25 protein-coding genes are annotated in these 25,446 nt (G+C 68.7%); 9 read left to right on the top strand and 16 right to left on the bottom strand.

Annotated elements, in window-relative coordinates; translation table 11 throughout:
• Positions 1-12: 12 nt before the first annotated feature.
• From IEX71_RS06795 to IEX71_RS06810, 4 genes are all read right to left on the bottom strand, one after another.
• Complete coding sequence (locus IEX71_RS06795) at positions 13-1,110, bottom strand: glycosyltransferase 87 family protein (protein ID WP_188836221.1); 1,098 nt, start codon at positions 1,108-1,110, stop codon at positions 13-15.
• An 80-nt stretch (positions 1,111-1,190) separates the two neighbouring features.
• The gene (locus IEX71_RS06800; RefSeq protein ID WP_229749531.1) at positions 1,191-1,757 is read right to left on the bottom strand and encodes a bacterial proteasome activator family protein; all 567 of its coding nucleotides are present in this window, start codon (positions 1,755-1,757) and stop codon (positions 1,191-1,193) included.
• A 67-nt stretch (positions 1,758-1,824) separates the two neighbouring features.
• Positions 1,825-2,793 carry an NAD(P)H-quinone oxidoreductase gene (locus IEX71_RS06805; protein ID WP_188836222.1) on the bottom strand — a complete coding sequence of 323 codons (969 nt, stop codon included), beginning with the start codon at positions 2,791-2,793 and terminating at the stop codon, positions 1,825-1,827.
• A 14-nt stretch (positions 2,794-2,807) separates the two neighbouring features.
• Positions 2,808-3,449, bottom strand: a complete 642-nt coding sequence (locus tag IEX71_RS06810) for a class I SAM-dependent methyltransferase (protein WP_188836223.1) — start codon at positions 3,447-3,449, stop codon at positions 2,808-2,810.
• Between the two features lie 105 nt (positions 3,450-3,554).
• On the opposite strand from IEX71_RS06810, the gene IEX71_RS06815 reads away from it, so the two are divergent.
• On the top strand, positions 3,555-4,664 hold the full coding sequence (locus IEX71_RS06815; protein ID WP_229749532.1) for a flavin-containing monooxygenase: 1,110 nt from the start codon (positions 3,555-3,557) through the stop codon (positions 4,662-4,664).
• Positions 4,665-4,677: 13 nt separating this feature from the next.
• Here the strand turns inward: IEX71_RS06815 and IEX71_RS06820 are convergent, their stop codons facing one another.
• A complete protein-coding gene (locus tag IEX71_RS06820; protein ID WP_188836224.1) occupies positions 4,678-5,454 on the bottom strand; it encodes an IclR family transcriptional regulator in 777 nt (258 codons plus the stop codon).
• Between the two features lie 81 nt (positions 5,455-5,535).
• Between IEX71_RS06820 and hutH the strand changes: the two genes are divergently transcribed.
• The 6 genes from hutH (at position 5,536) to hutI (ending at position 14,083) form a co-directional block, all read left to right on the top strand.
• Positions 5,536-7,077 (top strand): histidine ammonia-lyase, encoded by a 1,542-nt coding sequence (gene hutH, locus IEX71_RS06825; RefSeq protein WP_373284578.1) that lies wholly within the window; start codon positions 5,536-5,538, stop codon positions 7,075-7,077.
• Between the two features lie 108 nt (positions 7,078-7,185).
• Positions 7,186-8,841, top strand: a complete 1,656-nt coding sequence (gene hutU, locus IEX71_RS06830) for a urocanate hydratase (RefSeq protein ID WP_188836226.1) — start codon at positions 7,186-7,188, stop codon at positions 8,839-8,841.
• Positions 8,842-8,846: 5 nt separating this feature from the next.
• Positions 8,847-10,271, top strand: a complete 1,425-nt coding sequence (locus IEX71_RS06835) for a purine-cytosine permease family protein (protein WP_229749593.1) — start codon at positions 8,847-8,849, stop codon at positions 10,269-10,271.
• Between the two features lie 92 nt (positions 10,272-10,363).
• Entirely contained in the window at positions 10,364-11,545 is a 1,182-nt protein-coding gene (locus tag IEX71_RS06840; RefSeq protein WP_229749533.1) for an allantoate amidohydrolase, read from the top strand.
• Positions 11,546-11,576: 31 nt separating this feature from the next.
• Positions 11,577-12,902, top strand: coding sequence for a formimidoylglutamate deiminase (locus IEX71_RS06845; RefSeq protein ID WP_188836229.1), 1,326 nt, complete (start codon positions 11,577-11,579; stop codon positions 12,900-12,902).
• On the top strand, positions 12,902-14,083 hold the full coding sequence (hutI, locus tag IEX71_RS06850; protein ID WP_188836230.1) for an imidazolonepropionase: 1,182 nt from the start codon (positions 12,902-12,904) through the stop codon (positions 14,081-14,083). Before IEX71_RS06845 ends, hutI begins: the two co-directional genes overlap by 1 nt.
• A gap of 7 nt (positions 14,084-14,090) precedes the next feature.
• On the opposite strand, the gene IEX71_RS06855 is transcribed toward hutI, so the two are convergent.
• The 7 genes from IEX71_RS06855 to IEX71_RS06885 all read right to left on the bottom strand — a co-directional run bounded on the left by IEX71_RS06855 (position 14,091) and on the right by IEX71_RS06885 (position 20,518).
• Positions 14,091-14,834 carry a hypothetical protein gene (locus IEX71_RS06855; protein WP_188836231.1) on the bottom strand — a complete coding sequence of 248 codons (744 nt, stop codon included), beginning with the start codon at positions 14,832-14,834 and terminating at the stop codon, positions 14,091-14,093.
• Between the two features lie 66 nt (positions 14,835-14,900).
• Positions 14,901-15,644 (bottom strand): hypothetical protein, encoded by a 744-nt coding sequence (locus IEX71_RS06860; RefSeq protein WP_188836232.1) that lies wholly within the window; start codon positions 15,642-15,644, stop codon positions 14,901-14,903.
• Between the two features lie 60 nt (positions 15,645-15,704).
• On the bottom strand, positions 15,705-16,682 hold the full coding sequence (locus tag IEX71_RS06865; protein ID WP_188836233.1) for a magnesium transporter CorA family protein: 978 nt from the start codon (positions 16,680-16,682) through the stop codon (positions 15,705-15,707).
• Positions 16,679-16,987, bottom strand: a complete 309-nt coding sequence (locus IEX71_RS06870; RefSeq protein WP_188836234.1) for a DUF4333 domain-containing protein — start codon at positions 16,985-16,987, stop codon at positions 16,679-16,681. Before IEX71_RS06870 ends, IEX71_RS06865 begins: the two co-directional genes overlap by 4 nt.
• Before the next feature lie 87 nt (positions 16,988-17,074).
• Positions 17,075-18,400 (bottom strand): dihydrolipoamide acetyltransferase family protein, encoded by a 1,326-nt coding sequence (locus IEX71_RS06875; RefSeq protein ID WP_188836235.1) that lies wholly within the window; start codon positions 18,398-18,400, stop codon positions 17,075-17,077.
• Positions 18,393-19,406: an alpha-ketoacid dehydrogenase subunit beta gene (locus tag IEX71_RS06880; RefSeq protein ID WP_188836236.1), complete on the bottom strand. Its 1,014-nt coding sequence runs from the start codon at positions 19,404-19,406 to the stop codon at positions 18,393-18,395. The genes IEX71_RS06875 and IEX71_RS06880 overlap by 8 nt, the downstream gene beginning before the upstream one ends.
• Entirely contained in the window at positions 19,403-20,518 is a 1,116-nt protein-coding gene (locus tag IEX71_RS06885; RefSeq protein WP_229749534.1) for a thiamine pyrophosphate-dependent enzyme, read from the bottom strand. The genes IEX71_RS06880 and IEX71_RS06885 overlap by 4 nt, the downstream gene beginning before the upstream one ends.
• Positions 20,519-20,596: 78 nt before the next feature.
• On the opposite strand from IEX71_RS06885, the gene IEX71_RS06890 reads away from it, so the two are divergent.
• Positions 20,597-21,115, top strand: coding sequence for an Lrp/AsnC family transcriptional regulator (locus tag IEX71_RS06890; protein ID WP_188836237.1), 519 nt, complete (start codon positions 20,597-20,599; stop codon positions 21,113-21,115).
• A gap of 4 nt (positions 21,116-21,119) precedes the next feature.
• Here IEX71_RS06890 and IEX71_RS06895 read toward each other — a convergent pair whose 3' ends face one another.
• Positions 21,120-21,503 carry an ankyrin repeat domain-containing protein gene (locus IEX71_RS06895; RefSeq protein WP_188836238.1) on the bottom strand — a complete coding sequence of 128 codons (384 nt, stop codon included), beginning with the start codon at positions 21,501-21,503 and terminating at the stop codon, positions 21,120-21,122.
• 57 nt (positions 21,504-21,560) lie between these two features.
• Positions 21,561-21,887: a DUF4235 domain-containing protein gene (locus IEX71_RS06900; RefSeq protein ID WP_188836239.1), complete on the bottom strand. Its 327-nt coding sequence runs from the start codon at positions 21,885-21,887 to the stop codon at positions 21,561-21,563.
• 214 nt (positions 21,888-22,101) lie between these two features.
• Here IEX71_RS06900 and IEX71_RS06905 point away from each other — a divergent pair, with 214 nt between their 5' ends.
• On the top strand, positions 22,102-23,199 hold the full coding sequence (locus IEX71_RS06905) for a phosphatase PAP2 family protein (RefSeq protein WP_188836240.1): 1,098 nt from the start codon (positions 22,102-22,104) through the stop codon (positions 23,197-23,199).
• Here IEX71_RS06905 and IEX71_RS06910 read toward each other — a convergent pair.
• The gene (locus IEX71_RS06910) at positions 23,119-23,949 is read right to left on the bottom strand and encodes a thioesterase family protein (RefSeq protein WP_188836241.1); all 831 of its coding nucleotides are present in this window, start codon (positions 23,947-23,949) and stop codon (positions 23,119-23,121) included. The two genes, IEX71_RS06905 and IEX71_RS06910, sit on opposite strands and share 81 nt — an antisense overlap.
• A gap of 32 nt (positions 23,950-23,981) precedes the next feature.
• Positions 23,982-25,418: a protein kinase domain-containing protein gene (locus IEX71_RS06915; RefSeq protein WP_188836242.1), complete on the bottom strand. Its 1,437-nt coding sequence runs from the start codon at positions 25,416-25,418 to the stop codon at positions 23,982-23,984.
• Positions 25,419-25,446 lie beyond the last annotated feature (28 nt).

Here is a 25,446-nt window from a genome sequence, read left to right on the forward strand (position 1 = left end):
CCCTGGAGCGCTTCAGATCGCGTAGGGATAGATCCCGAGCATGTAAGCACCGAACCACGCGCTGGTGACCGTGGTGGCGACGCCGACGGTCACCTGGGTGGTCCGTGAGCGTTGTGCAAGGGCGAGCGCGACGGGAGTGAGCAGCACGAACGCGGGCAGCAGCAGTCGCACGCGGGAGTTCATCAGGCCGGTCGACAGCAGCACCGTGGAGGCGGCGAGTGTGCCGTAAAGGCTCACCTGCCAGGGCAATCGGGTCACGAACGCAAGCACGATCAGGCAGACGGTCGCCAGGATCACCCAGGCGGTGAAGACATCGCCCGCTGTCTGGTTGAGCGACAACGTGTCCCGCAGGTAACGCAGCGTCGAGAGGCCGACGTCGAAGCGGGTGTCCCAGCCGTCGCTCTGGACCTGGAACCAACCGTTGGGCGCGCCTACGCGGATGCCGACGAACACGATCCAGCCGAGCCAGCCGAGCGGGGCGATCGCCCCACCCACCCATGGCCGCCAGCCGTCCCGGCGGGCCAGGAACGCCGCGATCAGCAGCACCGCGATCAGTCCGACAGCCGTGGTGCGTGTGGCGCCGGCGCACACGGTGAGCAAACCCGCTGCGATCCAACGCTTTTCGAGGATCATCCACAACGCCCAGCCGGCGAATGCGCAATAGATCGCCTCGGTGTAGGCCATCGTCAGCACGACGCTCATCGGTGTGGCGGCGAAGAGGACGGCCATCAGGAGACCGGTGCGGTCGCCACGGTCCTCGTCTGCGGGCCATCTGCGCAGTGCACACCACCGGCCGATCCGGTATGCCGCGACGGTCGCCGCCGCTCCGGCGACCAGGCTGATCGCGATCGCTGCGGCATACGTGCTCATGCCGGGCAGTGCGTCGAGGGCCCGCACGACCATCGGGTAGCCGGGGAAGAAGGCGTATGCCGTGTCGGGGGAGTGCCCGCCGTGCGCGTCCGTCAGGTGGGCCGGGATGTCGTCGTAGCCGCGGCCGGCGAGTGCCAGCATCCACTGGCCGTCCCAGGACGCGAGCATGTCGTGCAGGGACTTACCGTTGCGGTCCCCGACATACAGCAGCCACCACGCACCGACGGTGCGTACCACCACGAAGATTACGACCCCGGAGAGCCAGGACCGGGCCGCGGGGGTGTCCGCCCAGTGATCGTGTCGGGGCGGTGTCGCGACGCTCAGAGGTACTGCCCGGTCGGGGTCGTCGGCAGGTCGTGGCCCGCCTCGCCGCTGTGCCCGGCGGGCAGTCCGCGTCGCATGGCCTGCAACTGTGCTTGTGCCGCCATCTGCTGGGCGACGATCGCGGTCTGTATGCCGTGGAAGAGTCCTTCGAGCCAACCGACCAGCTGGGCCTGGGCGATGCGCAGCTCGGCGTCGCTCGGCGCCTCGTCGGTGAACGGGAGGGCGATGCGCTCGAGCTCCTCGACGAGTTCAGGGGCCAGACCTTCCTTCAGCTCCCCGATCGACCGCTGGTGGATGTCGGCCAGCCGCCGGCGACCGGCGTCGTCGAGCGGAGCGTTGCGGACCTCTTCGAGCAACTGCTTGATCATCGAGCCGATCCGCATGACCTTCGCGGGCTGTTCCACCAGATCCGCGGGGTTCTCCTCGACGGTCGTGTTGGCCTCGGTGTCGTCGCCGTCGTCATCGCTCTTGGGCGGGCTCGCCACGCCCATACCGTCCTGGGTCACGACGACGATCCGTTGCTGGTCGTCCTGGGTCTCCTGCTTGGGCTCGTCAGGCGTCATACGCCCATCCTGCCAAACCGCCGGTCCACATCGTCTTCGATGTATTGCACGAAGGAAATCGGGGTGATCATGTTGTCAGTAGCAGCTTGCCGACGTGCTGGGACTCGGCGAGCGCGCGGTGGGCGTCAGCTGCCCGGTCCAAGGGCAACGTCTCCTGCACGATCGGTCGCACGGTGCCGCTCTCCAGCAGCGGCCAGACGTGCTCGCGGACGCTTGCCACGACCTTGGCCTTGTCGGCGCGGTCGCGCGCCCGCAGGCCGAGCGCGATGATCGAGCCGCGCTTGGCCAGCAACGCCGCGATGTCCAGCTCGGCCTTGCGGCCACCCTGCATGCCGATGATGTCCAGCCGCCCGTCCTTGGCCAGTGCCTCGACGTTGCGGGAGAGGTACTTCGCGCCCACGACGTCCAGGATCACGTCGGCGCCGCCCTCGACGGCGACGACTTCGACGAAATCCTGCTCGCGGTAGTTGATCAGTATGTCGGCGCCCAGCTCCGCACAGCGCTCCAGCTTCTCCGCGGAGCCCGCGGTCACCGCGACCCGGGAGCCGAACGCCTTGGCCAGCTGGATCGCCATCGTCCCGATGCCGCTGGACCCACCGTGCGCGAGCAGCAGCTCGCCCGGGTGCAGCCGCGCGGTCATGAACACGTTGGACCAGACGGTGCACACGACCTCCGGCAACGCAGCCGCCTCGACGAGGTCAAGGCCGGTGGGCACGGGCAGGAGTTGCCCGACGGGCACCGCGACCTGCTCGGCATACCCGCCACCGGCCAGCAGGGCGCAGACCCGATCACCGACCGACCAGCCGCTGACGGCCGAGCCCACGGCGCTGATCGTGCCGCTGACCTCGAGGCCGGGGATGTCGGACTCGCCCTCGGGTGGTGGATAAAACCCTTGGCGTTGCATGAGGTCCGCGCGGTTGACGCCCGCGGCCGCCACGTCGACGAGCACCTCGTCGTCGCCGATCGTGGGTGCGGGGATCTCGGAGAGGGTCAGCACGGACTCGTCGCCGAAGCTCGGCAGGGTGATCGCACGCATGGTGTCGACGTTAGTCAGTCGCGCTCGATCTGTGTGCGCAGCACCGCCCACTGGTAGTGCAGGTCGCTCTGGGCCTCGGCCGGCCACGTCTCGAAGGATTCGACGATCCCGTGTCGGCCGAGGGCAGCGCGCAGGTCGTCGTCGCTGCGCAGGGCGAAGAACCGGGGTGGCCCGTATGACGCGTCGCCCCAGTGCTGTTCGCGGGTCGTCTCCGCGCCCCAGACACCGATCGCCACGGGCGCGCCGGGTCGGACCACGCGCACCAACTCGGAGATGGCCGTGTCGAGGTCGTCGTCGGCGATGTGCAGCAGCGTGCTGGCCGTGTATGCCGCCTCGAACTCGCCCGTCTCGAAGGGGAGTTCGAGGACCGAGCCGGTCCGGACGTCGAGCCCGGCCTCGACACAGAGCGCCACGCTCGCGGGTGCCAGGTCGATGCCCCGTATGGCGAAACCGGAGTCCCGGAAGGCGATCGAGTCGCGACCCGGGCCGGTGCCGACCTCGACGATCGACGAGCGCCCCTCCTGCTGCAACAAGGTGACGAACGTGTCGCGGTGCTCGAGACGGTCGGCCGGGAGGTGGTTCGCCCGGCGATCGCGAGCCTCGTTGTCGTAGTAGGTGCGCAGGTCGGCTTCACGCTCGGCACGGGTGCTCGTCACGTGAGCATCCTTCCACCAGCGGTGACCGAGGAGTGAAGGCGCGAAGCGGGGGAACGTCTCGAGGTCCCGCTCGGCGGGAATGACCGCGTTGTCGACGCCGTTCGCATGGATATGAGTGCCCCGGACGTGACGACGCTGCAGCGCGCAGCCGTCGTGATCGGTGCCGGACAGGCCGGGTTGTCGGCCGCGCACTTCCTGCGCAAGGGCGGACTCGCGCCGGGCATCGACTTCGACGTGCTGGACGCCAATCCCACGCCGGGTGGCGCGTGGAGCCACCGCTGGGACGCGCTGACCCTGGACGACGTTCACGGCATACACGACCTGCCCGACTTCCCGCTCGGCCGGCCCGACCCGACCGAGCCGGCACGCGAGGTGGTCAAGCGCTACTACGGCGACTACGAACGGCACGAGGATCTCCGCGTGCAGCGGCCCTGGAAGGTGACCTCCGTCGAGGAGGCCGGCGACGGGCGACTGCTCGTGCAGGCTGCGCACGACGATGCACGACGCGCCTACGTCACTGACGCCGTGGTCAGTGCGACCGGCACCTGGGACCGGCCGTATGTGCCTCGTTATCCGGGGCGTTTCGGTGGGCAGCAGCTGACCACCCGCGATTTCCGCGCGCCCGAGGACTTCCGCGGCAAGCGCGTTCTCGTCGTAGGCGGCGGAGCGTCCGCGGTGCAGTTCCTCCTGCTTCTCGAGCGGTATGACGTCGCCACCGTCTGGTCCACCCGCCGCCCGCCGCAGTGGACGGAGCGCACCGTCGACCCGCGCTGGGGCGCCGAGGTGGAGCGGCGCGTCGCAGCGAAGACGCGTGCCGGCCTGCCGGCGGGTTCGGTCGTCTCCAACACCGGTCTGCTGCGACGTCCGGAGTATGAGGCCGGCATCGCCCGCGGCACGCTCGTCAGCCGTGGCCGGATCGCCCGGCTCACCGAGCACGGTGTCGATTTCACGGACGGCAGCCACGAGGACGTCGACGTGATCCTCTGGGCGACCGGATTCCGCGCATCACTGGGACATCTCGCGCCACTGAAGCTGCGCGAATCCGGTGGCGGGTTGCTCGTGGCGCGCGACGACGTGTCGCTGGTCAAGGAGCCTCGGCTCTTCGTGGTGGGATACGGCCCGAGCGCCTCCACGCTGGGTGCGACGCGTGCCGGCCGCCGGGCCGCGCGTGGGGTGCTTCGCCTGCTCGCTGAGCAATCGCGCGGAGCGGCCTGAGATCTCCATGCCGTCATTCGGCGGGGTGCGGTGGCGGGATACGGTGGCCGAGGCGTCGGCTCAGGTCGGCGGCTGCCGAGCGCACGGCCGCGACGAGTGGACCGGCCGCCGGCGGGTCCTCCGCCGGATAGGTCACCGCGATGCCGGCCGCGGGACTGCCGTTGTGGTCCAGCGCGGCCACCGCGACGGAGGCGAATCCGATGGAGACGGAGCCGGTCTCGACGGCATACCCGCGTCTGCGCACTTGGGCGAGTTCCGAGTTGAGGGCAGTGAGCGACAGCGGCCCGAGTCCGTTGCGCTGCACGAACGACTCGCGGTCGGGGTAGAGCGCACGCACCTGCTGGGCGGGCAGCGCCGCGAGCAGTGCCAGCCCCGACGCGGTCACGGCTGCCGGCAGACGCACGCCGACGTCGGTGACCAGTGACGGCCGCCGGGGAGCGCGCTCCTCGATCACGTAGAACACGTCGCGTCCGTGCAACACCGCGAGGTGCGCGTTGTGCGTGGTGCCCTCGACCAACCGGCTGAGCACCGGTCGGGCGATGCGCTGCAGCGGGGCCTGGCGGACGTAAGCCGTCCCGAGCTCGAACGCGGCGACACCCAGGCCCCAGCGGCGTTCGTCGGACAGATGCGTCACGAAACCGGTGTCCGCGAGGACGGCCAGCAAGTGGTAGGTCGAGGACCGCGGTAGCTGCAGCTCGCGGGCGATCGCGGCGGCCGGCATCGGCTCCGCGTGCCGGGCCAGCAACTGCAGCAGTGCAAGGGCCGAGGCTGCTGCGGGGGCGTTCGCCATACGGTGCAGTGTCTCAGATATGAGACAGAAAGGCCCGATCGCCGCTATCAGTGCATCGCAGGTGGGTATTGCATGGATCATATGAGCGAATCCGTAGTTGTTGGTCTCGGCGCCCTCTCCATCGCCGATGTCGTCGCCGTCGCCCGCCACGGAGCGCGGGTGGAGGTGTCCGAAGAGGCACTGGCGGAGGTCGCGCGCAGCCGATCGATCATCGAGCAGCTGGCCGATGACCCCATTCCGCACTACGGCGTCTCCACCGGTTTCGGGGCGTTGGCGACCAAGCACATCCCGGTCGAGTCGCGCGCCCAACTGCAGCGCTCGCTGGTGCGCTCGCACGCCGCCGGTTCCGGCCCCGAGGTCGAGCGCGAGGTGGTGCGCGCACTGATGCTGCTGCGCATCAGCACCCTGGCGACCGGTCGCACGGGCGTCCGCCCGGAGGTCCTGGAGACGTATGTCGGGATGCTCAACGCCGGCATCTCGCCCTGTGTCCGGGAGTACGGCTCGCTCGGTTGCTCCGGTGACCTGGCGCCGCTGGCCCACTGTGCACTTGCTCTGATGGGCGAGGGCGAGGTCCGGAACGCCGACGGCGAGCAGCAGACCGCCGACGAAGCGCTCGCGGCCGCCGGCCTGACGCCGGTCGAGCTGCGCGAGAAGGAAGGCCTGGCGCTGATCAACGGCACCGACGGCATGCTCGGCATGCTCTGCCTGGCGATCACCGACCTGACCGCGCTGACCAAGGTCGCCGACATCACTGCGGCTATGTCGGTCGAGGGCCTGCTCGGCACCGATGACGTCTTCGCCGCCGACCTGCACGAGCTGCGCCCGCAGCGCGGCCAGGGCGACAGCGCCGCAAACCTGCGGAACCTGTTGAAGGACAGCGAGATCCGCGAGAGCCACCGTGACCCCGCGGCGTGCACGCGCGTCCAGGACGCCTACTCGTTGCGTTGCTCGCCGCAGGTGGCCGGCGGCGCACGCGACACGATCGCGCACGCCACGAGTGTCGCCGACGCCGAGCTGGCGTCAGCCGTCGACAATCCCGTCGTCACCAAGGACGGCCGCGTCGAGTCCAACGGCAACTTCCACGGCGCACCCGTCGCCTACGTGCTGGACTTCCTCGCCATCGTGACGGCCGATTTGGCCAGCATCAGTGAGCGTCGCACCGATCGCTTCCTCGACGTGGCGCGCAGCAACGGTCTCCCGCCCTTCCTGGCCGACGACCCCGGTGTCGACTCCGGCCACATGATCGCCCAATACACCCAGGCGGCAATCGTTTCCGAGTTGAAGCGGCTCGCGAACCCAGCGTCTGTCGACTCGATCCCCTCGAGCGCGATGCAGGAGGACCACGTCTCGATGGGTTGGTCCGCGGCACGCAAGCTGCGCCGTTCGGTGGACGGGCTGCGCCGCGTGCTCGCGGTCGAGTTGCTCACCGCCGCCCGTGGCATCCGGCTGCGCGAGCCGCTCCGGCCCGGGCCCGCGACAGCTGCCGTCATCGACGCACTGCCGAACATCGGCGTCCCCGGCCCGGACCGCTACCTCGCCCCGGAGATCGAGCAGGCGGTCGAGTTCGTGAGCAGTGGCAGCGCCCTCGCTGCAGCGGAGAAGGTCACCGGGGTGTTGCGGTGAGGCGGTCCGGTCTCGATACGCCTCGCCTAGCGGCTCGGCTACTCGACCCGCAATAGCTCCGCTACTCGACCAGCTTGAACTGACTGACAACGAAAGGATCTGACGATCATGGAAGGTGCACGTCCCGTCCGCGCCCCGCGCGGCACCAAGCTCACCGCACAGTCCTGGGCGGCCGAGGCCCCGATGCGCATGCTGATGAACAACCTCGACCCGGAGGTTGCGGAGCACCCCGACGAGCTCGTTGTGTATGGCGGCACCGGCCGTGCGGCCCGTGACTGGCGGTCCTTCGACGCGATGGTCCGCACGCTGGAGAAGCTGAAGGCCGACGAGACGATGCTGGTGCAGTCCGGCCGTCCGGTGGGCGTCATGCAGACCCACGAATGGGCACCGCGTGTGCTGATCGCCAACTCCAATCTCGTTCCGGACTGGGCGAATTGGCCCGAGTTCCGTCGCCTGGAGCAGTTGGGTCTGACGATGTACGGCCAGATGACCGCGGGTTCCTGGATCTACATCGGCACCCAGGGCATCGTGCAGGGCACCTACGAGACCTTCGCGGCGGTTGCCGAGAAGCGCTTCGGCGGCACCCTCGCGGGCACCCTGACGTTGACCGGCGGTTGCGGTGGCATGGGTGGCGCCCAGCCGCTCGCGGTCACGATGAACGACGGTGCGTGCCTGATCGTCGACGTCGACGAGTCGCGGCTGCGCCGCCGGGTCGACCACCGCTACCTCGACGAGGTAGCGGACAACCTGGACGACGCGATCGACAAGGCCGTCGCCGCGAAGAACGACCGTCGTGCCTGGTCGGTCGGTGTCGTCGGCAACGCGGCCGAGATCTACCCCGAGCTGCTGCGGCGTGGTGTGCCGATCGACATTGTCACCGACCAGACCAGCGCTCACGACCCGCTTTCCTATCTGCCCGAAGGCATTTCGCCGGACGACTGGCACGACTACGCGGACAAGAAGCCGGAGGAGTTCACCGACCGCGCCCGCGAATCCATGGCCAAGCACGTGCAGGCGATGGTGGAGTTCCAGGACGGCGGCGCCGAGGTCTTCGACTACGGCAACTCGATCCGCGACGAAGCCCGACTGGGTGGCTACGACCGCGCCTTCGAGTTCCCCGGGTTCGTCCCGGCATACATCCGCCCGCTGTTCTGCGAGGGCAAGGGCCCGTTCCGCTGGGCGGCGCTCTCGGGTGACCCGAAGGACATCTACGCGACCGACAAGGCCGTGATGGACCTCTTCCCGGACAACGACCGGTTGCAGAAGTGGATGCGCGGCGCCCGCGAGAAGATCGCCTTCCAGGGCTTGCCGGCCCGCATCTGCTGGCTCGGCTACGGCGAGCGTGACAAGGCAGGCCTGGCGATCAACGACCTCGTCGCGAGCGGAGAGGTAAGCGCGCCGATCGTCATCGGACGCGACCACCTGGACTGCGGGTCGGTCGCCTCGCCATACCGCGAAACCGAAGCGATGGCAGACGGATCCGACGCGATCGCCGACTGGCCACTGCTCAACGCGTTGGTCAATACCAGCTCCGGTGCGAGCTGGGTGTCCATCCACCACGGTGGCGGCGTCGGCATCGGCCGGTCCATCCACGCGGGTCAGGTGTCCCTGGCGGACGGCACGCCGCTGGCCGCGCAGAAGCTGGCGCGAGTGCTGAGCAACGACCCGGGCATGGGTGTCATCCGGCACGTCGACGCGGGCTACGAGCGCGCCGAGGACGTGGCAGCCGAACGCGGCGTGCGCGTCCCGATGCAGGAGGGTTGAGGCCAGTGGCGGCCGGCGGCGGTCAGTGGGAGAAGCGCAGCATCGAGGTGGTGCCCGCCAACGAGCGGCACGGCTCTCCGATCAACCAGTTCACGCTGTGGTTCGGCGCGAACATGCAGATCACCGCGGTCGTCGACGGGGCGCTCGCCGTGGTCTTCGGGGCCGACGCGATGTGGGCGATCATCGGCCTGCTGATCGGCAACCTGCTCGGTGGTGCAGTCATGGCGCTGCACTCCGCGCAGGGTCCGCACCTCGGTCTGCCGCAGATGATCAGCAGCCGTGCGCAGTTCGGCGTGCTCGGCGCCGCGCTGCCGCTGGTGCTCGTGGTGATCATGTATCTCGGCTTCGCCGCCACGGGCACGGTGCTCTCCGGGCAGGCGATCAACAAGATCCTGCACGTCGATGCGAAGCCGGTGGGGATCATCATCTTCGGTGTCCTGACCTTCATCGTGGCAGCGTTCGGCTACCGCTGGATCCACAAATTGGGTCGTCTGGCAACGGTGCTCGGCTTCTTCGGCTTCGCGTATCTCACCTTCCGGGTCTTCCACGAGAACAGCGCGCACACCCTCTTCGGCTCGCCGCACTTCGACGGCGCGCCGTTCCTGCTGGCGATCGCCCTGGGTGCCGGCTGGCAGCTGACCTTCGGCCCGTATGTCGCCGACTACTCGCGCTATCTGCCGCGAAACACCACTATTTCCAGCACTTTCTGGGCGACCCTCGGCGGCAGCGTGATCGGCTCGATGTGGTCGATGACCCTCGGAGCACTGATCGCGTCGATCCCGAAGTCGACCTTCCTGGACAACCAGGTCGGATTCGTCGGTGACCTCGCCGGTGGTGGCGCAATCGCGTTCGTGATCTACATCGTCATCGTCGTCGGGAAGTTGACCGTCAACACGCTGAATGCGTATGGCGGTTCGATGACCTTGCTCACGACCACAACGGCATTCACTCGTCGCGCAACGGTGCGTCCGGTCGTCCGGATCGCCTTCGTCTTCGGCTTCCTGGCCTGTTCGATCGTCGTCGCCCTCGCCGGCTCCGCGAATTTCCTGGACAACTTCAAGAACTTCGTCCTGTTGTTGCTGACCGTCTTCATCCCGTGGAGCGCGATCAATCTGGTCGACTACTACCTGGTCTCCAAGGAGCGGGTCGACGTCCCGGCGCTGTACGACGAAACGGGTCGCTACGGGCGCTACAACGTGTGCGGGCTGGCGACCTACGTGATCGGTGTGGTCGTGCAGATACCGTTCCTGTCGCAGAGTCTTTACACCGGACCGATCGCGAAATCACTTGATGGCGCTGACGTCTCCTGGATCGTCGGCCTGGTCGTCACCTCGGTCGTCTACTACCCGTGGGCGCGTGCCACCAGCCGGCCGCCGGAGCGGACCATCCTGCCCGACGACCTCGAGGAGTTGGAGGAGGAACTCGTATGACGGACTCACACGCTGGTCGAGTGCCGGGGGAGCGAAGCGGAGGAGGTGTATCGAGACCAAGTGCCGCAGGAACTTCGGCCAGCTTCGACCGGATGTGGGCGGACCTCGACCCGGTGGGCCGTGCGTCCTCCGGCGGCTACCGGCGCTTCGCCTGGACCGCGGAGGACCACACACTGCGTGAGTGGTTCGCGGCCGAGTGCGCCGGTCGCGGGCTCGATCTGGTCGAGGACCGGATGGGCAACCAGTGGGCGTGGTGGGGCGACCCGGACACCGACGGACCCGGGGTCGTCGTCGGGTCACACCTGGACTCCGTGCCCGACGGTGGCGCGTACGACGGCCCCCTGGGCGTCGTCTCCGGACTCGCCGCCGTCGATGCGTTGCGGGAGAGGGGCTTCAAGCCCGAGCGTCCCATCGCCGTCGTCAACTTCGGTGACGAGGAGGGTGCACGATTCGGAGTGGCCTGCGCCGGCTCGCGGGTGATCACCGGAGCCATGACCGCCGATCGCGCGCTGAGCCTCACCGATGCGGACGGCGTCACGATGGCCGAGGCGCTACGTCGCGCGGGCCGCACGCCGGACACGATCGGGCGGGACCCCGACACCCTGCGCCGCATCGGGCAGTTCGTCGAGTTGCACGTGGAACAGGGACGGGCGCTGGCCGACCTCGATCCGACGACCTCCGCCGTGGCCATCGGCACCGACATCTGGCCGCACGGTCGCTGGCGGATCGACCTGCCCGGCACGGCGAACCACGCCGGGACGACGGCATTGGCCGACCGGCAGGACGCGATGATGTCCGCCGCCGAGGTCGTGCTCGCCGCACGATCGGCCGCTGCGACCAACGGCTGCGTCGCCACCACCGGCAAGATCTCGGTCGAGCCGGGCGGGGTGAACGCCATACCGTCGCACGTGACGCTATGGCTCGATGCACGTGGTTCGGACCAGAACGCCGTGCACACAACGGTTTCCGCGATCGCGGACGCTACGCGCCGGTTCGGCGGCACCCTCTCCGAGGAGTCCTGGACCGAGACGACCCGCTTCGACGACGACCTGTCCGGTCGGCTCCGCGACATCCTCGGCGAGCAGACACCGATGCTCGGCACCGGTGCCGGCCACGACGCCGGGGTGCTCGCGACTGCAGGAGTGTCCACCTCGATGCTCTTCGTCCGCAACCCGACCGGTGTGTCCCACTCCCCGGAGGAGTTCGCCGAGCGTGACGACTGCCTGCGTGGTGTCGACGCTCTCGCGACCGTCGTGGAGGAGCTCTCCTCATGAGCATCCGCCGGACACTTCGCGGGGACCACGCATGACGACCTACTGGGCCGAATATGCGCTGCTGCCCGACGGAGTGGCACGCGACGTCCTGTTCCGCATCGAGGGTGACGTGTTCGACGCGGTCGAGGCGGGCCGGTCGCAGGGCGACGCGCACCGCTTGCCCGGAGTCGTGCTCCCGGGCTTCGCGAACACGCACAGTCACGCGTTCCACCGCGCGCTGCGCGGCCGCACCCACGCCGGCGGCGGCACGTTCTGGACCTGGCGCGAGGTCATGTATGACGCCGCGCGCCGACTCGACCCGGACAACTACCTCGCGTTGGCCAGGGTGACCTACGCGGAGATGGCGCTGTCCGGGATCACCAGTGTCGGAGAGTTCCACTACGTGCACCACACGCCGGACGGCACGCCATACGCCGATCCGAACGCGATGGGGGAGGCGCTGCAGCAAGCCGCCAGGGAGGCAGGTGTGCGACTGACGCTGCTCGACACCTGTTATCTCGCAGGGGGTTTGACCGCGGACGGTCATCAACCACTCGCGCCGGAGCAGCGCCGTTTCGGCGACGGCGACGTCTCGTCGTGGGCGCGCCGCGTCTCCTACCTGCAGCCGGACGGCACCAACCTGGTCGGCACCGCGATCCACTCTGTGCGGGCGGTGCCGCGTGAGCAACTGCGCGAGCTCGTCCACTACGTGTCGAACGGCCAGACCGCACAGGTGATGCACGCGCACGTCTCCGAGCAGCCCGCGGAGAACGAAGCGGCGCAGGCCTTCTACGGGATGACTCCGGTGCAGCTGCTGGCCGACGCTGGTGCCGTCGGCCCGAATTTCAGCGCCGTGCACGCTACCCACCTCACACCCGACGACATCGCAACCCTCGGTCGCGCAAGGGCCGTCGCGGCCTTCTGCCCGACGACCGAGCGCGACCTCGCCGACGGCATCGGCCCGGCACGTGAATTACTCGACGCCGGAGTGCGATTGAGCCTTGGATCCGATCAGCATGCAGTGATCGACATGTTCGAGGAAGTGCGCGGTGTCGAGTCACACGAGCGGCTGCGCACGCTGCAGCGTGGCCGGCTCTCGCAGCCTGAACTGCTCGCCGCAGCCTCCGCGCATGCGACGATCGGCTGGCACGGTGCGGGCTCGCTGCAGGCGGGCGCGAAGGCGGACCTCGTTGCAGTCGACCTCGAATCACCCCGAACCGCAGGCATACCGGCCGAGTTCGTGCTCACGGCGGCCACCGCCGCCGACGTCACGGACGTGATCCGTGACGGAGAAGCGGTGGTCACCGACCGCCGGCATCGGCTCGGCGACGTCGGTCGACTGTTGACCGAAGCCATCGACACCCTCTGGGAGAACTGATGAGCACCACTGCCATCACCGGCATCAGCGAACTCGTCACCAACGACGCAACGCATCCCGATGGCGACGGTTCGCCGCTCGGTCTGATCCCGGACGCCTCGGTCGTCGTCGCGGACGGCCGCATCGAGTGGGTGGGCCGCCGTGAAGAGCTCACCGCCACCGACGACCGACGGGACCTCGGCGGGCGCGCCGTCATACCGTGTTTCGTGGACAGCCACAGTCACCTGGTCTTCGCCGGTGATCGCTCGGCGGAGTTCGCGGCCCGGATGACCGGTGAGCCGTATGACGGCGGCGGCATCGCCGTGTCGATGAAAGCGACCCGGGCCGCCACCGACGACGAGCTGCGCGCACTGGTCGCACGTCGGGTCGAGGAGATGCACGCGCAGGGCACCGGCGTCGTCGAGATCAAGAGCGGCTACGGGCTCGATGCCCACAACGAAGCACGCGCTTTGCGGATTGCCCGCGAATTCACCGACGAGACAACGTTCCTCGGCGCACACGTGGTCCCGCCGGAGTTTCGCGACAGCTACACCGGTCGCAACGACTACGTCGAGCTGGTCTGTGGAGACATGCTGGCTGCGTGCGCGCCATACGCTCGGTGGATCGATGTCTTCTGCGAGCCCAACAGCGCCTTCGCGTTCACCGGTGAGGAGTCCGAGCGCGTGCTGCGTGCCGGTGCGGCAGCGGGTCTGGAGCTGCGCGTCCACGGAAATCAACTGGGCCACGGCCCCGGTGCGCAGCTGGCCGTCGCACTCGACGCGGCAAGCGTCGACCACTGCACATACCTGTCCGACGACGACGTCGACGCATTGGCCGGATCGTCAACGGTGGCAACGTTGTTGCCCGGTGTGGAGTTCTCGACGAAGTCGCCCTACCCGGACGCGCGCCGGCTGATCGATGCCGGTGTCAGCCTGGCCCTCGCCAGCGACTGCAACCCGGGCACGTGCTACTCCAGCTCGATCCCGTTCGCGATCGCAGTCGCGGTCCGCGACATGGGTATGACGCCCGCCGAAGCACTGCACGCGGCGACTGCAGGCGCGGCCAAATCGCTGCGCCGCAACGACATCGGCGTCATCCGAGCGGGTGCGCGCGCAGAGCTCACCACGCTGGACGCGCCGTCATACCTGCACCTGGCCTATCGGCCCGGCGTACCGATCGCGTCGGCTCTGCGCTTCCCGTGAGTGTTCGTCAGTAGTAGGTCTCTTCCGCAAGCCGCCCGCGCCACGCATTGAAGTCGGACGCCGAGACCTTCGTGAACGACTTCGCGGTGCTGCAGTAGCTGGTGTAGCTGAGCGCCAGATCGCCGTCGCGATAGGCAACGACCTGAGCCCTGGCCTTGCCGTAATCGACATACGCCGCAGCCATTTTCACCTGGCCGACGTCGTTGATGTGTCCGACGAAAGCAGTCATCTTGATGATGCTGTGGTTACGGTAGGCAGGCTTCGGCTTCCCGGGGAAGAGCGCCGAGTTTGCCTCAGCAGTGACCTCGAGCACGTCCCGCGCGGTCATCGGATTCTTGCCTCCGGCGCCGTCGAGTTGCCACAGCCGGACGTAACAGCCCGGCTTGACGTGCCACTGCTGCAGGCCGTCCTGTTCCTTGGGGAGTTTCGTCCAGGACGGCGGGTCCGTGGGGATGCGCCAGATGAGATCCTTGGCCGGCTTGCCGGCCCGCCATGCCGCCCTGATCCGGGCCTTCTCCGCGGTGTTGGCGGCTGCGGATGTCGTTGCCACACCGGAGGGCGCGCTCGTCGGGACGGCGGTGGTCGGAGTCGCGCTCGTTGCTGATGCGCTCGGTGTCGTCGCGATGGCCGTCGGAGTCATCAGCCCACTCGACGCGTGGTCGGCGCATCCGGCCACGGACACACCCAGCGCACCCGCCACCACGGCGCCGACGGTGACGACGGGTCTCTGGTGGCCGCCCCAGCTGTTCACGGGACCGGAGACTACCGGCCGCGGCACCGCTCGCGGTGCCGCGGCGTCATACGAACGAGCGCCGAGTCAGTACTTCGTGTGTGCCTGGAGCTTGTCGATGAACGGGTCGAGCTCCGTCTTCGATGCGGTCTTGAAGAGATTGGCGTCGCCGCAGACGCTCTGGGCGGTCAACGCGTAGTCGCCCTTGCGGTAGGCGACGATACGGGAGCGGATCTTGCCGTAGTCGACCAGTGACTCCTCCATCTGCACCTTCGCGGTGCCGTTGAAGCCGTCGATGACATTGGGCACCATGCGTGTCGTCCGGTCGTGATACTTCGGCTTGGTCCCGGGAAATGCCGAGGACGTCTGCTCGGCGGTGTGCTCGAGCACCTGCCCCGACGTGGGCGTCTTGTTGGTGCCGATGCCGGCCGGCTGCGACAGCGTGACGACGCACTTGCTGCGGACCTTCCACTGCAGGGTGCCGTCGTCCGTCTTCAGCTTCTGCCACGACGTCGGCGGAGCCGGGTAGCGCCACGTCAGGTCCTTGGGCGGGGTCCCGGCGACGATCTTGGCCTGTATGTCGGCGGCGTTGAGCGTTGACGAGGCAGTGCCCGTCGGCGCCGTGCTGCTCGAGGCCGCACTCGCCGAGGGCTCCGGCGACTTCGAGGACTGCGGCGACTCCGAACTCGTGGTCGACGATCCCGACGACCCGCTCCCGGACGGCGGCGACGTGACTGCGCCCGAAGACCCGTCGTTGCACGCGGCCAGCGCCACGGTCAGCACCCCAGCAGCCGCCACGGCGACCGCCCTACTTCCTCCCCATGTGTTCATGCGGCCCGACCCTACTGGGCCGTTCGGCCGGAGCGGTGGGCCTCGTCCGCGGGTCGGACGTCAGAGCCAGTTCTTCCGGCGGAAGGCGGCATACAGAGCCACCACGAGAAGCACCATGAGCACCGTGCTGAACCAGAAGCCCGAGTGCTGGCCGAACCCGGGGTAGGGCACGTTCTGCCCGTACCACCCGGTGACGAGGGTGGGCACCGCGATGATCGCGGCCCATGACGTCAGCTTCTTCATGATGTTGTTCAGAGCCGCGTCGCCGAGGGCCAGGTTGGTGTCCTGCACCGACTCCAGGGTGTCGCGCAGCGACTCGGACCACTCGGCGACGCGCATGGTGTGGTCGTAGAGATCCTCGTAGAAGGGCAGCAGATCGTGCTGCTCCTCGTCCGCTCCGACTCGGCGCAGGAGCATCGTGACGACCTCCCGCATCGGCAACGCCACCCGGCGCATCCGGCCGATCCGCTTGTGCAAGGTGAACGCTTCCCGGGCGATCGCCGGGCCGGCGTGCTGCTCGGCGAAAAGTCGTTCCTCCAGCGCGTCCACCTGCTCGTCGATCCGGGTGGTCACGTCGAAATAGCCGTCGACGGCCGTGTCCAGGATGGTGTGCAGCAATGCCTTCGAGCCGAGGCGGATCAGGTCCGGGTTGTCGTCGAAAGCCGACTCGACGTCGTCGATCGGGAAGTTGCCGCCGAGTCGCACCGTCACCACGGCGTGTGGCAGCACGATCACCGACATGCGATGCAGGTCGCCGTCCTGGGCGGCGTTGGACACGGTGAAGCAGGTGATGAAGAAGTAGGACTTGAAGCGCACCGCCTTGGGGCGCTCGTGGACCGTCAATGCATCCTCGACGGTGTGCTGATCGAGGCCGATCGCCTCGGCCAGTTCGTGGATGTCGTCGTGCTGGGGGTCGAGCAGGTCGATCCAGGTCAGGCTGTCGTCCTGCGACAGCAGCCCCGGCAGGTCGGAGAACGCGACGTCACTGCGATCGAGTGCACCGGCCCGCCAGACACGGGTCCGACGCTCGCAGGTCATCCCTTGCGCTTGATGCTGTAGCTCACCTTGTCGCCGTCGACCTTGTCGACGACCGCGGTCACAGTCTGCTTCTTGCCGTCGATCTCGACGGTGCAGTCCGTGGTGGCCTTGACCTTGGCCTTCAGGTTGTCGTCGCACGTGACGTCGCCGACCTTGGAGCCGGTCGCCGCCGCGCTGACCTTCTCCTTGATCTGCGACTGCAGGTCACCCTTCTTGACAACCTTGTCACCGCATCCGGCCAGCAGCCCGACGACCGCGACGCCCGCCGCGAGACCGGCCGCACCACGGCGGACAGAGTTCTTCATGGACCCTCCAGCTGTCATGCGCATCACGGGCGAGAGTTTACGTGCTGTGCCGCCCGGTTGGTATGTCGCGCGTGGTCGGCCTGCTCGTCATACGTCGCCGAGCAACTGCACGGGTCGCTCGACGGCGTCGGCGACGAAGCGCAGGAAGCCGCCCGCGACGCCGCCGTCACAGACACGGTGGTCGAAGGTCAGGCCGAGCTGGACGACCTTGCGCACGGCGAGCTCGCCGTCGACCACCCACGGACGCTCGAAGACGCGGCCGACGCCCAGCATCGCTGCTTCGGGGTGGTTGATGATCGGTGTGCTGCCGTCGACCCCGAAGACGCCGTAGTTGTTCAGCGTGAACGTGCCACCGGTCAGGTCGGCCGGTGCGAGCGTGCCGTCGCGGGCCGCGTCGACCAGTTGCACCATGCGCTCGGCGAGCTGCCGGGTCGTCAGCCGGTCGGCGTCGTGCACGACCGGCACGACGAGGCCGCGCGGAGAGTCCGCCGCGAACCCCAGGTGTATGGCGCCATGGCGCACGATCTCCTGGCGCTCGGTGTCGACCGAGGAGTTCAGCTCCGGGTACTCGCCCAGCCCGGCGACGCAGATACGGCCCAGCAGCGCCAGCAGCCCGCCGCGCTCCAGGCCGATCACCCGGCGGGCCTCGACCAGACCGGTCGCGTCCGCGTCGACCCACGTCGTGGCGTCCGGGATCTCGCGGCGGGAAGTGGTCAGCTTGTCGGCGACGAGCCTGCGGATGCCGGTCAGCGGCACACGTTCATCACGCTGGTCGAGTAGTGGAGGAGCGGAGCGGGGGAGCGTATCGAGACCCGCCACCGCAGCCTCGACGTCGGTGCGGCGGATGATGCCGTCGGGGCCGGGCGTGACCGCCCCCAGGTCGAGGCCGCGCTCGGAGGCCAGCCGACGCACGATCGGTGAGATGACCTTCGGCGCTCCACCCCCATGCCGAATGACGGCTTTTTCGCCGAGTGACGGTGCAATAGGACCGTCACTCGCCGAGGAAGCCGTCACTCGCGGTGGGGTGGTGGGTGGGGTCGCGGCCCCTGTGTGCTGACGTCGGCGGGCGGCACGACGCCCGGACGAGCCGGAGGAACCGACGTCGGTGGTGCCGTATCCCACCAGCACCGCGCCGGAGCCGTCGTTCTCGACATCGCCGGTTGCTTCCGTGCTGCCGGAAGCGACTGTCAGCAAAGGGGATCCGACCTCGATCGTGTCGCCCTCGGCGCCGTGGCGGGTGTGCACCCGGCCGGCATACGGGCAGGGCACCTCGACGGTCGCCTTGGCGGTCTCGACGACGACGACGTGCTGGTCGATGGCGACCTCGTCGCCGTCGGCGACCAGCCACTCGACGAGATCGGCCTCGGTCAGGCCTTCGCCGAGGTCGGGCAGGTTGAAGGTCTGCTCAGCCACGCGCGCCCACTCCCGCGAACGTCAGGTCGGGCTGGTCGTCCCACTGCAGGCGAGAGATCGCGTCCAGGATGCGTTCGACACCAGGCAGATAGGTCTGCTCCAGCATCGGCGCCGGGTATGGCGTCGGCAGCCCACTCACTCGCGCGACCGGCGCGGCCAGTGAGTGGAAGCAGCGCTCGGTCACGCGTGCGGCGACTTCGCCGGACACGCCCGCGAAGCCCTGCGCCTCGGCGACGACGACACAACGGCCGGTACGGCGCACCGACTGCACGACGGTCTCGTCGTCGAAGGGCACGATGGTGCGCAGGTCGATGACCTCGACGCTCCAGCCCTCCTCTGCGGCGGCTTCGGCAGCCTTGAGAGCGGTCGGCACGGAGGGCCCGTAGGTGACGATCGTGACGTCGTCGCCGTCTCGGCGGACCTTCGCCTTGCCGAAAGCCGGGCGTTTGCAGGGGAGTTCGATGTCCTGCTTGGACCAGTAGAGCGCCTTGGGCTCCATGAAGATCACCGGGTCGGGATCATCGATCGCCTCGCGCAGCAGGCTGTAGGCATCGGCCGCGTCGGACGGGGTGACGACCTTCAGCCCGGGCGTGTGCGCGTAGTAGCCCTCGCTGGAGTCACAGTGGTGCTCGACACCGCCGATGCCGCCGGCATACGGGACCCGGATGACCATCGGCAGGCCGACAGCACCCGAGGTCCGGTTGCGCATCTTGGCGACGTGCGAGGTGATCTGCTCGAATGCCGGGTAGGCGAACGCGTCGAACTGCATCTCGACGACCGGCCGAAAACCAGTGAGGCACATACCGATTGCGAAGCCGACGATGCCCGCCTCGGCGAGCGGGGTGTCGAAGCAGCGGTCCTCGCCGAACTTTTCGGTGAGACCGTCGGTGATCCGGAAGACTCCACCGAGGGTGCCGACGTCCTCGCCGAAGACCATGACGTTGTCGTCTGCGGTCAGCGCGTCGCGCAGCGCGGTGTTGAGCGCGCCGCCCATTGTGACTGTCATTCTCCGACCTCCGCGTCGAGCTCTGCGCGAACCATCGCGCGCGCTTCTTCCAGTTGAGGTGTGCGCTGCGCAAAAACGTTGTCGAACAACGACATCGGGTCAACAGCGGGCTCGAGATTCATCCGCTCACGCAGGTCGGCGGCCCTCGCTTCGGCCTCGGCGTTCGCGGCCGCCACCATGTCGTCGTTGAGCTCGCCCCGTGCCCGCAGCCAGGCCTCGACCCGTGCGATCGGGTCGCGCTCCAGCCACGCGGTGACCTCGTCGGAGGAGCGGTAGCGGGTGGCATCGTCGGCGTTGGTGTGCGCGTCCATGCGGTAGGTGTGTGCCTCGATGAGGAATGGCCCCTTGCCGCTGCGGCAGTGCTCGAGCGCGACGTCCATGACCGCGAGCACCGCGGCCGGGTCGTTGCCGTCGACCTGCTCGGAGGGGACGCCGTACCCAATTCCCTTGTAGGCCAACGACGGTGCCTTGGTCTGCTTGGAGAGCGGGACGCTGATGGCGTATTTGTTGTTCTGGACGAAGAAGACGACCGGCGCCTCGAAGACGGCCGCGAAGTTGAGCGCCTCGTGGAAGTCGCCCTCGCTCGTTGCGCCATCACCGATGAAGGCCAGCGCGACGTGATCGGTGCCGCGTCGCCTCTCGCCGTATGCCGCGCCGGCCGCGTGCACCAGCTGCGTCGACAGCGGCGTGCACTGCGCCGCAGTCTTGGTCGCGATCGGGTCGTAGCCGCAGTGGCTGTCGCCGCGCAGCAGGGAGAGCACCTCGATCGGGTCGATGCCACGGGTCACCAGGGCCATCGACTCACGGTAGGTCGGGAAGAGCCAGTCGCCGCTGCCGATCGAGAGCGTCGCACCGACCTGGCAGGCCTCCTGGCCGCGGGAGCTCGGGTAGACCGCGAGCCGGCCCTGCTTGGTCAACGCGGTGGCCTGCACGTCGAAGCGGCGTCCGACGACCATCGCGTGCCACGTCGCACGCAGCCGTGCCGCGCTCGGCATCGAGTAGTCGCGGCGGGTGCCGGACTGCTCGACCTCCGCGCCGGTCGGGTCGATCAGTTGCACCGGGTTGGGCGACGGCAGCAGCGCAGCCGTCATCGTCTCGGCTGTGGTCTCCATCACACCAGTGTCGCGCCGACCGGGCATATTGCCCAGATCTATGCCCAACGACAAGACGTATGGCGTCATACTCGACGTATGGCGAAGCGAGTGTCCAAAAATGGCGCGCGAGGACCAGGCTCGCCCGGACAGTCGGCGGAGCACCGCGCACTGGACGAGGTCGACCTGCAGATCATCGGAGCGCTGGAGCGTGACGCACGGCTGTCGGTGCGTGCGCTGGCCGAGCAGTTGCACCTTTCCCGGGCGGCGACCTACGCACGGCTGCAGCGACTGCTGGACGACGGAGTGATCGAAGGCTTCTCCGCGCGGGTCGTGCCGCACCTGGCGGGTTTGCAGACGACGGCATACATCGCCCTGCAGATCGAGCAGAACACCTGGCGGTCGGTGTCGGCCGCGCTCGCCGAGTTGGACTACATCGACTCGATCTCGCTGCTGGGCTCGGACTTCGACGTGCTGGTCCTCGCGCACGCGCCGGACAACCAGGCGCTGCGGACGCTGGTGCTCGAGCGCATCCAGGCGATCCCCGGCATCATCGGCACACGAACCTGGTTGTCGTTCGAGGAGATCCGCGGCGCAGGTGCCCCTTGGGAGCGATAAGGGCTCAGCGCAACAGGTCGCCCCGGCCGAAGAGCTCGGCGGTGGCCGCGGCGGACGGTGAACCGGCGTCCACGTCCGCGCCGGCCTCCAGGAGCAACCACACGATGGTGTCCTCACCCTTGAAAACCGCACCGGCCAAGGGGGACTGACCGCGGTCGTTGAGTCGGTTGACATCGGCGCCGCGTTCGAGCAGCGCGGACACCACAGCGGCCTGCCCGTGGTATGCCGCCAGCATCAGCAAGGTGTTGCCACTGACATCGGCGAGGTCCACCGGCATACCGCCGTCGAGCTTGCCGAGCAGCGCGTCGAGGTTGCCACCGCGCACGAGGTCAGCGCACGCAGCGGCGTGGTCCGCCGTTGCCGCATCGGCCGGGTTCGCGTTGCTCATAAGGCGACCCTAACTTACCCGCGGCCTGAGCAGAAGACGCCGAGAACCCAGCGCTCGTCAGGCCTTGGCGACCTTCTTGTCGGCCTTCTTCTGTGCCTCGGACTTCGCCTTGGCCTTCTCGACCGGCGGAGGCAGGTGCCCGGCCGTCTTGGTGTAGTAGTCCGACGCCTTGCGCTGTGCGTAGGCCCGGAAGCCACCCGCGATGGCCGACGAGACCACCGCGAAGATCGCGACCTGCATCGCGGAGTAGTCCGGGTCGTGCTTGTCGACGGGCGGCGTGCCGCCGGTCGCGGTCTTCCAGCTTGCCGTCGTGGCCTTCTTCGCGGCCTTGCCCGCGGCGATGCCGGACACCGTGAGGAGCACTTTGTACGCGATCCCAGCCATGAGCTTCGTAATCTCCGTTCCGTATGCCGACGCGGTTGCCCCGCGCCACGCCTGTCCTTCTCCGAGCCTGCCACATCCGCGGCGCCTGCGGCGAGGCGTCACACGCGCGGGGCGCCATACGAACATCAGCCGAACGGCGAGCCGACCCGCGACGTCCCTGCGATGTCCCCGAACTGACCGACGGTTTCCTTAACGTTTGTTTACTATGTGTTCAATGGTCGCTTCGGGGGAGAACAACGTCCCCACGTCGTTCTCCGCCCGGGTGTCGTGGGACATCGTCCGCTGGTGGGTCATCGGCCTGTATGCCGTTGTCCTCGTTGCCTTCTGCGCGACCTGGGGCGTCCCGATGGACCGCGTCGGACTCACCTTGTGGATCATCGCCGGGCTGAGTGCCGCCTGCATCGGCAAGGGCCTGCGCGCCTGGGGCCGGATGATGCTCGACTGGCTCCCGTTCCAGGGGATCCTGCTCGCCTACGACTACAGCTATGGTGCGGCGTCGCACTTCACCGGCGGTCTCATCGGCGGCTTTCCGCAGGAGGGCGCACACAACAGCGTCGGTATGCCGCTGCACGTCACCTTCCCGGTCGACGTCGACAAGTGGTTGTTCGGTGGCACCTTGCCCAACCAGTGGGTGCAGGAGCACCTCAGCGGCGCGGTGCAGCAGGCGCCGTGGTGGTCGGTGTTCATCACGCTCTGCTACATCAGCCACTTCATGGTCTCGCCGATCGTCGCCGCCGTGCTGTGGGTCAAGAAGCGCACGATGTTCCGCGCCTGGGCGGCGCTGTTGGTCGCACTCGCGGTGGCGGGCATCGCGACCTACTTCCTCTTCCCGATGAGCCCGCCGTGGCTGGCGTCCCAGCAGGGTTACATCGACGGGCCGGAGGTGCTGCGGATCTCCGGGCAGGGCTGGGCCTGGCTCGACTTCCGCGGCGCTGCGCAGGTGCTCGGCGACGCCCAGAACCGCTCCAACCCGGTGGCCGCGATGCCGTCGCTGCACATGGCGACGTCGACGCTGGTGGTGGGCTTCTTCTGGTTCAACTCACGCCGCTGGGTGCGGCCGCTGCTGCTGCTCTACCCGGCGCTGATGGCGTTCACGCTCGTCTACTCCGGTGAGCACTACGTGGTCGACGAGATCGCCGGCGTGTTCTACGCGCTGGTGCTGCTCGCGGCCTGGCGGGTGCTGCACCGCCGGCCGTTGCACCTGCCGCGCAAGCTCGGCGGGCAAGGCGTCCTAGCGAGCTGGAAAGTGGCGGACGGTGAGACACTGCTCGACCCGACCGACCGGCCCGTGGACGTCGTTCAGCACGGATGAAGTGAGCCCGAGCCCGGTGGGCCCGAAGGTCACGCTGGTGTCCAACCCGATCAGTGCCGGGTCCGGCTCGCGCACGAAATGCAGGGTCAGGTCGACATTCGGGAACATCAACTCCGTCGGACGCACCCGCGTCGCGATGCCGTTGGCCGTGTCGACGAGCATCGTGTATGCCGCGATCGGCGCTGCCTCCACGCCGTCGATGAGATCGCAGTCGGTGCGGACCCAGACCTGACGGCGCCCCTCGCGCCCGCCGGGGACCGCCGCGACCTGCAGGGAGCGGATGTAGCCGCCCGGCCACTCCAGGGTGCTGTCCAGCTGCTCGGTGTCGCCGCCCGGTCCGGGCATCGCCGGCAACTCGTTGCCCGCGACATCGCTCATGTCGGAGACCGCGAGCCGCCACGCGCGGGCGCGGATGATGGTGCGACCGCCGATGGTCAGCGTCGCCTCGAGCAACTCGATGGTGCGACCCGGGCGGATCGTCTCGACGTGGATCGTGCTCTCCTGCAACGGAATCATGCCCAGAATCTCGAACGAGATGCGGCCGATCTGGGTGTCGTCGCGCCGCTCGTGCATGGCGAGCTCGTGCGCGATGAGGCCGCTGATCGGCGCCATGTGTTGCTCGGTCTCCTGCCAAGCGCCCTGGACGTGGATCGTCGGCCGGTAGACGCCCGGCCGGACCGGGACGTAGTAGGCCAGTGGGTCGGTGGTCTCGGCGGAGTCGGCGGAGCTGGCGGCGTTCTGGTCGGTCACGGGACAGCAGCGTAGGCGCGGCGGTGCCCGCGTCAGTCCGCGGGCGCGGCAGCGGTCAGACCGAGGGCGTCGACGAGCGCCGGTAGACCGGACTCCCACCCGGCCGAGACGTTGCGCACCTTCCAGGTGTCGCCGCGCCGGTAGATCCGGGCGAGCACCGCGGCCCGCTCCCCGCCGAGTCGTGCCGGGAGGTGGAACTCCTCCCGCTGGTCGGCGCCCTCGGCATACAAGGTGGTGCGCAGGTCCGGCAGGTCGCCCAGCGTCGCGGGTTCGTCGACCGCCATACCGAGGACCACGGCGTGCACCTCCGGGCCGAGCGCTGCCGCATCGAACTCGATGCGACCCGAGTCCGACAGTCGCACAACGCCATCCGCGGACCTGCGGTTGTTGAAGAAGACCAGGCTCTCGTCGCCCAACGCGCGGCCGTCGGCGTCGAGCTCGCACGCGATCAGGTCGACGCTGGCTGCGTCGGTGGCCTCGACCCGCAGCGAGAGCTGCGTGCCGGACAGCGGAGCGTTCTGGCCACGGGACAGGGTGAAGATCGCTTGACGTTGCGGAGCGCCGGCCGCCGTCTGCGGGACCGGTGTCGTCGGGCCGCCGTCCGGCAGGTGCGCGACACGGACCGGCGCGATCCGGTGCGTGGTCGCGGGTGCCGCGCCGATCGCGGCCTGCAACTGCTCGGCGAGCGCGACCGCACCGTGCGGCCGAGCATCCGGGTCCTTGGCCAGGGTCGCGTGCACAACTCGGCGCAGTGGCTCGGACACCGAGTCCGGGAGGGTCGGCACCGGCTGCTGGACGTGCGCCAGTGCGAAGCCGACGGCCGTGTCGGCCTGGAAGGGCAGGTGTCCCACGAGCATCTGGTAGGCGACGACACCGAGCGAGTAGAGGTCCGACTGGGCCGTCGCCTCCTTGCCGATCGCGGCCTCCGGCGCGAGGTACTGCGGCGTACCCATCACTTCGCCCGCACGGGTCATCGATGACGCGTCCAAGGCGCGGGCAATGCCGAAATCGGTGAGTTTCGCGACGGATTCGTCGTCGACGACGATGTTGGCGGGCTTCACGTCACGGTGCACGATGCCCTTGGCGTGCGCGGCGTGCAACGCGTTCGCCGCCTGCACCAGCAGGTGCACCGCGTCGGCCTCCTGCATCGGGGCGGACTGCGCGATGACCTTGGACAGGGGGTCGCCGTCCACCAGCTCCAGCACCAGGAACGCCGTGCCATGGTCCTCGCCGTAGTCGTAGACCTGAGCGATGTTGCCATGGCTGAGCTTGGCCGCGTTGCGGGCCTCGATGCGGAAGCGAGCCACGAACTCCGGGTCGTCGGTCAGGTTGGTCCGCAGCAGCTTGATCGCCACCGGTCGCTCCAGCACGGAGTCGGTCCCGCGCCATACCTCACCCATGCCGCCGCCGGCGATGCGCGAGGCCAGCACGTAGCGGCCACCGACCTCGGTGCCATCTGTGCGCTGCATCCCTCGAGTCACCCCCCAGACCTCCTCG

The sequence above is a fragment of the Flexivirga endophytica genome (assembly GCF_014640635.1).
Taxonomy (GTDB): Bacteria; Actinomycetota; Actinomycetes; order Actinomycetales; family Dermatophilaceae; genus Flexivirga; species Flexivirga endophytica.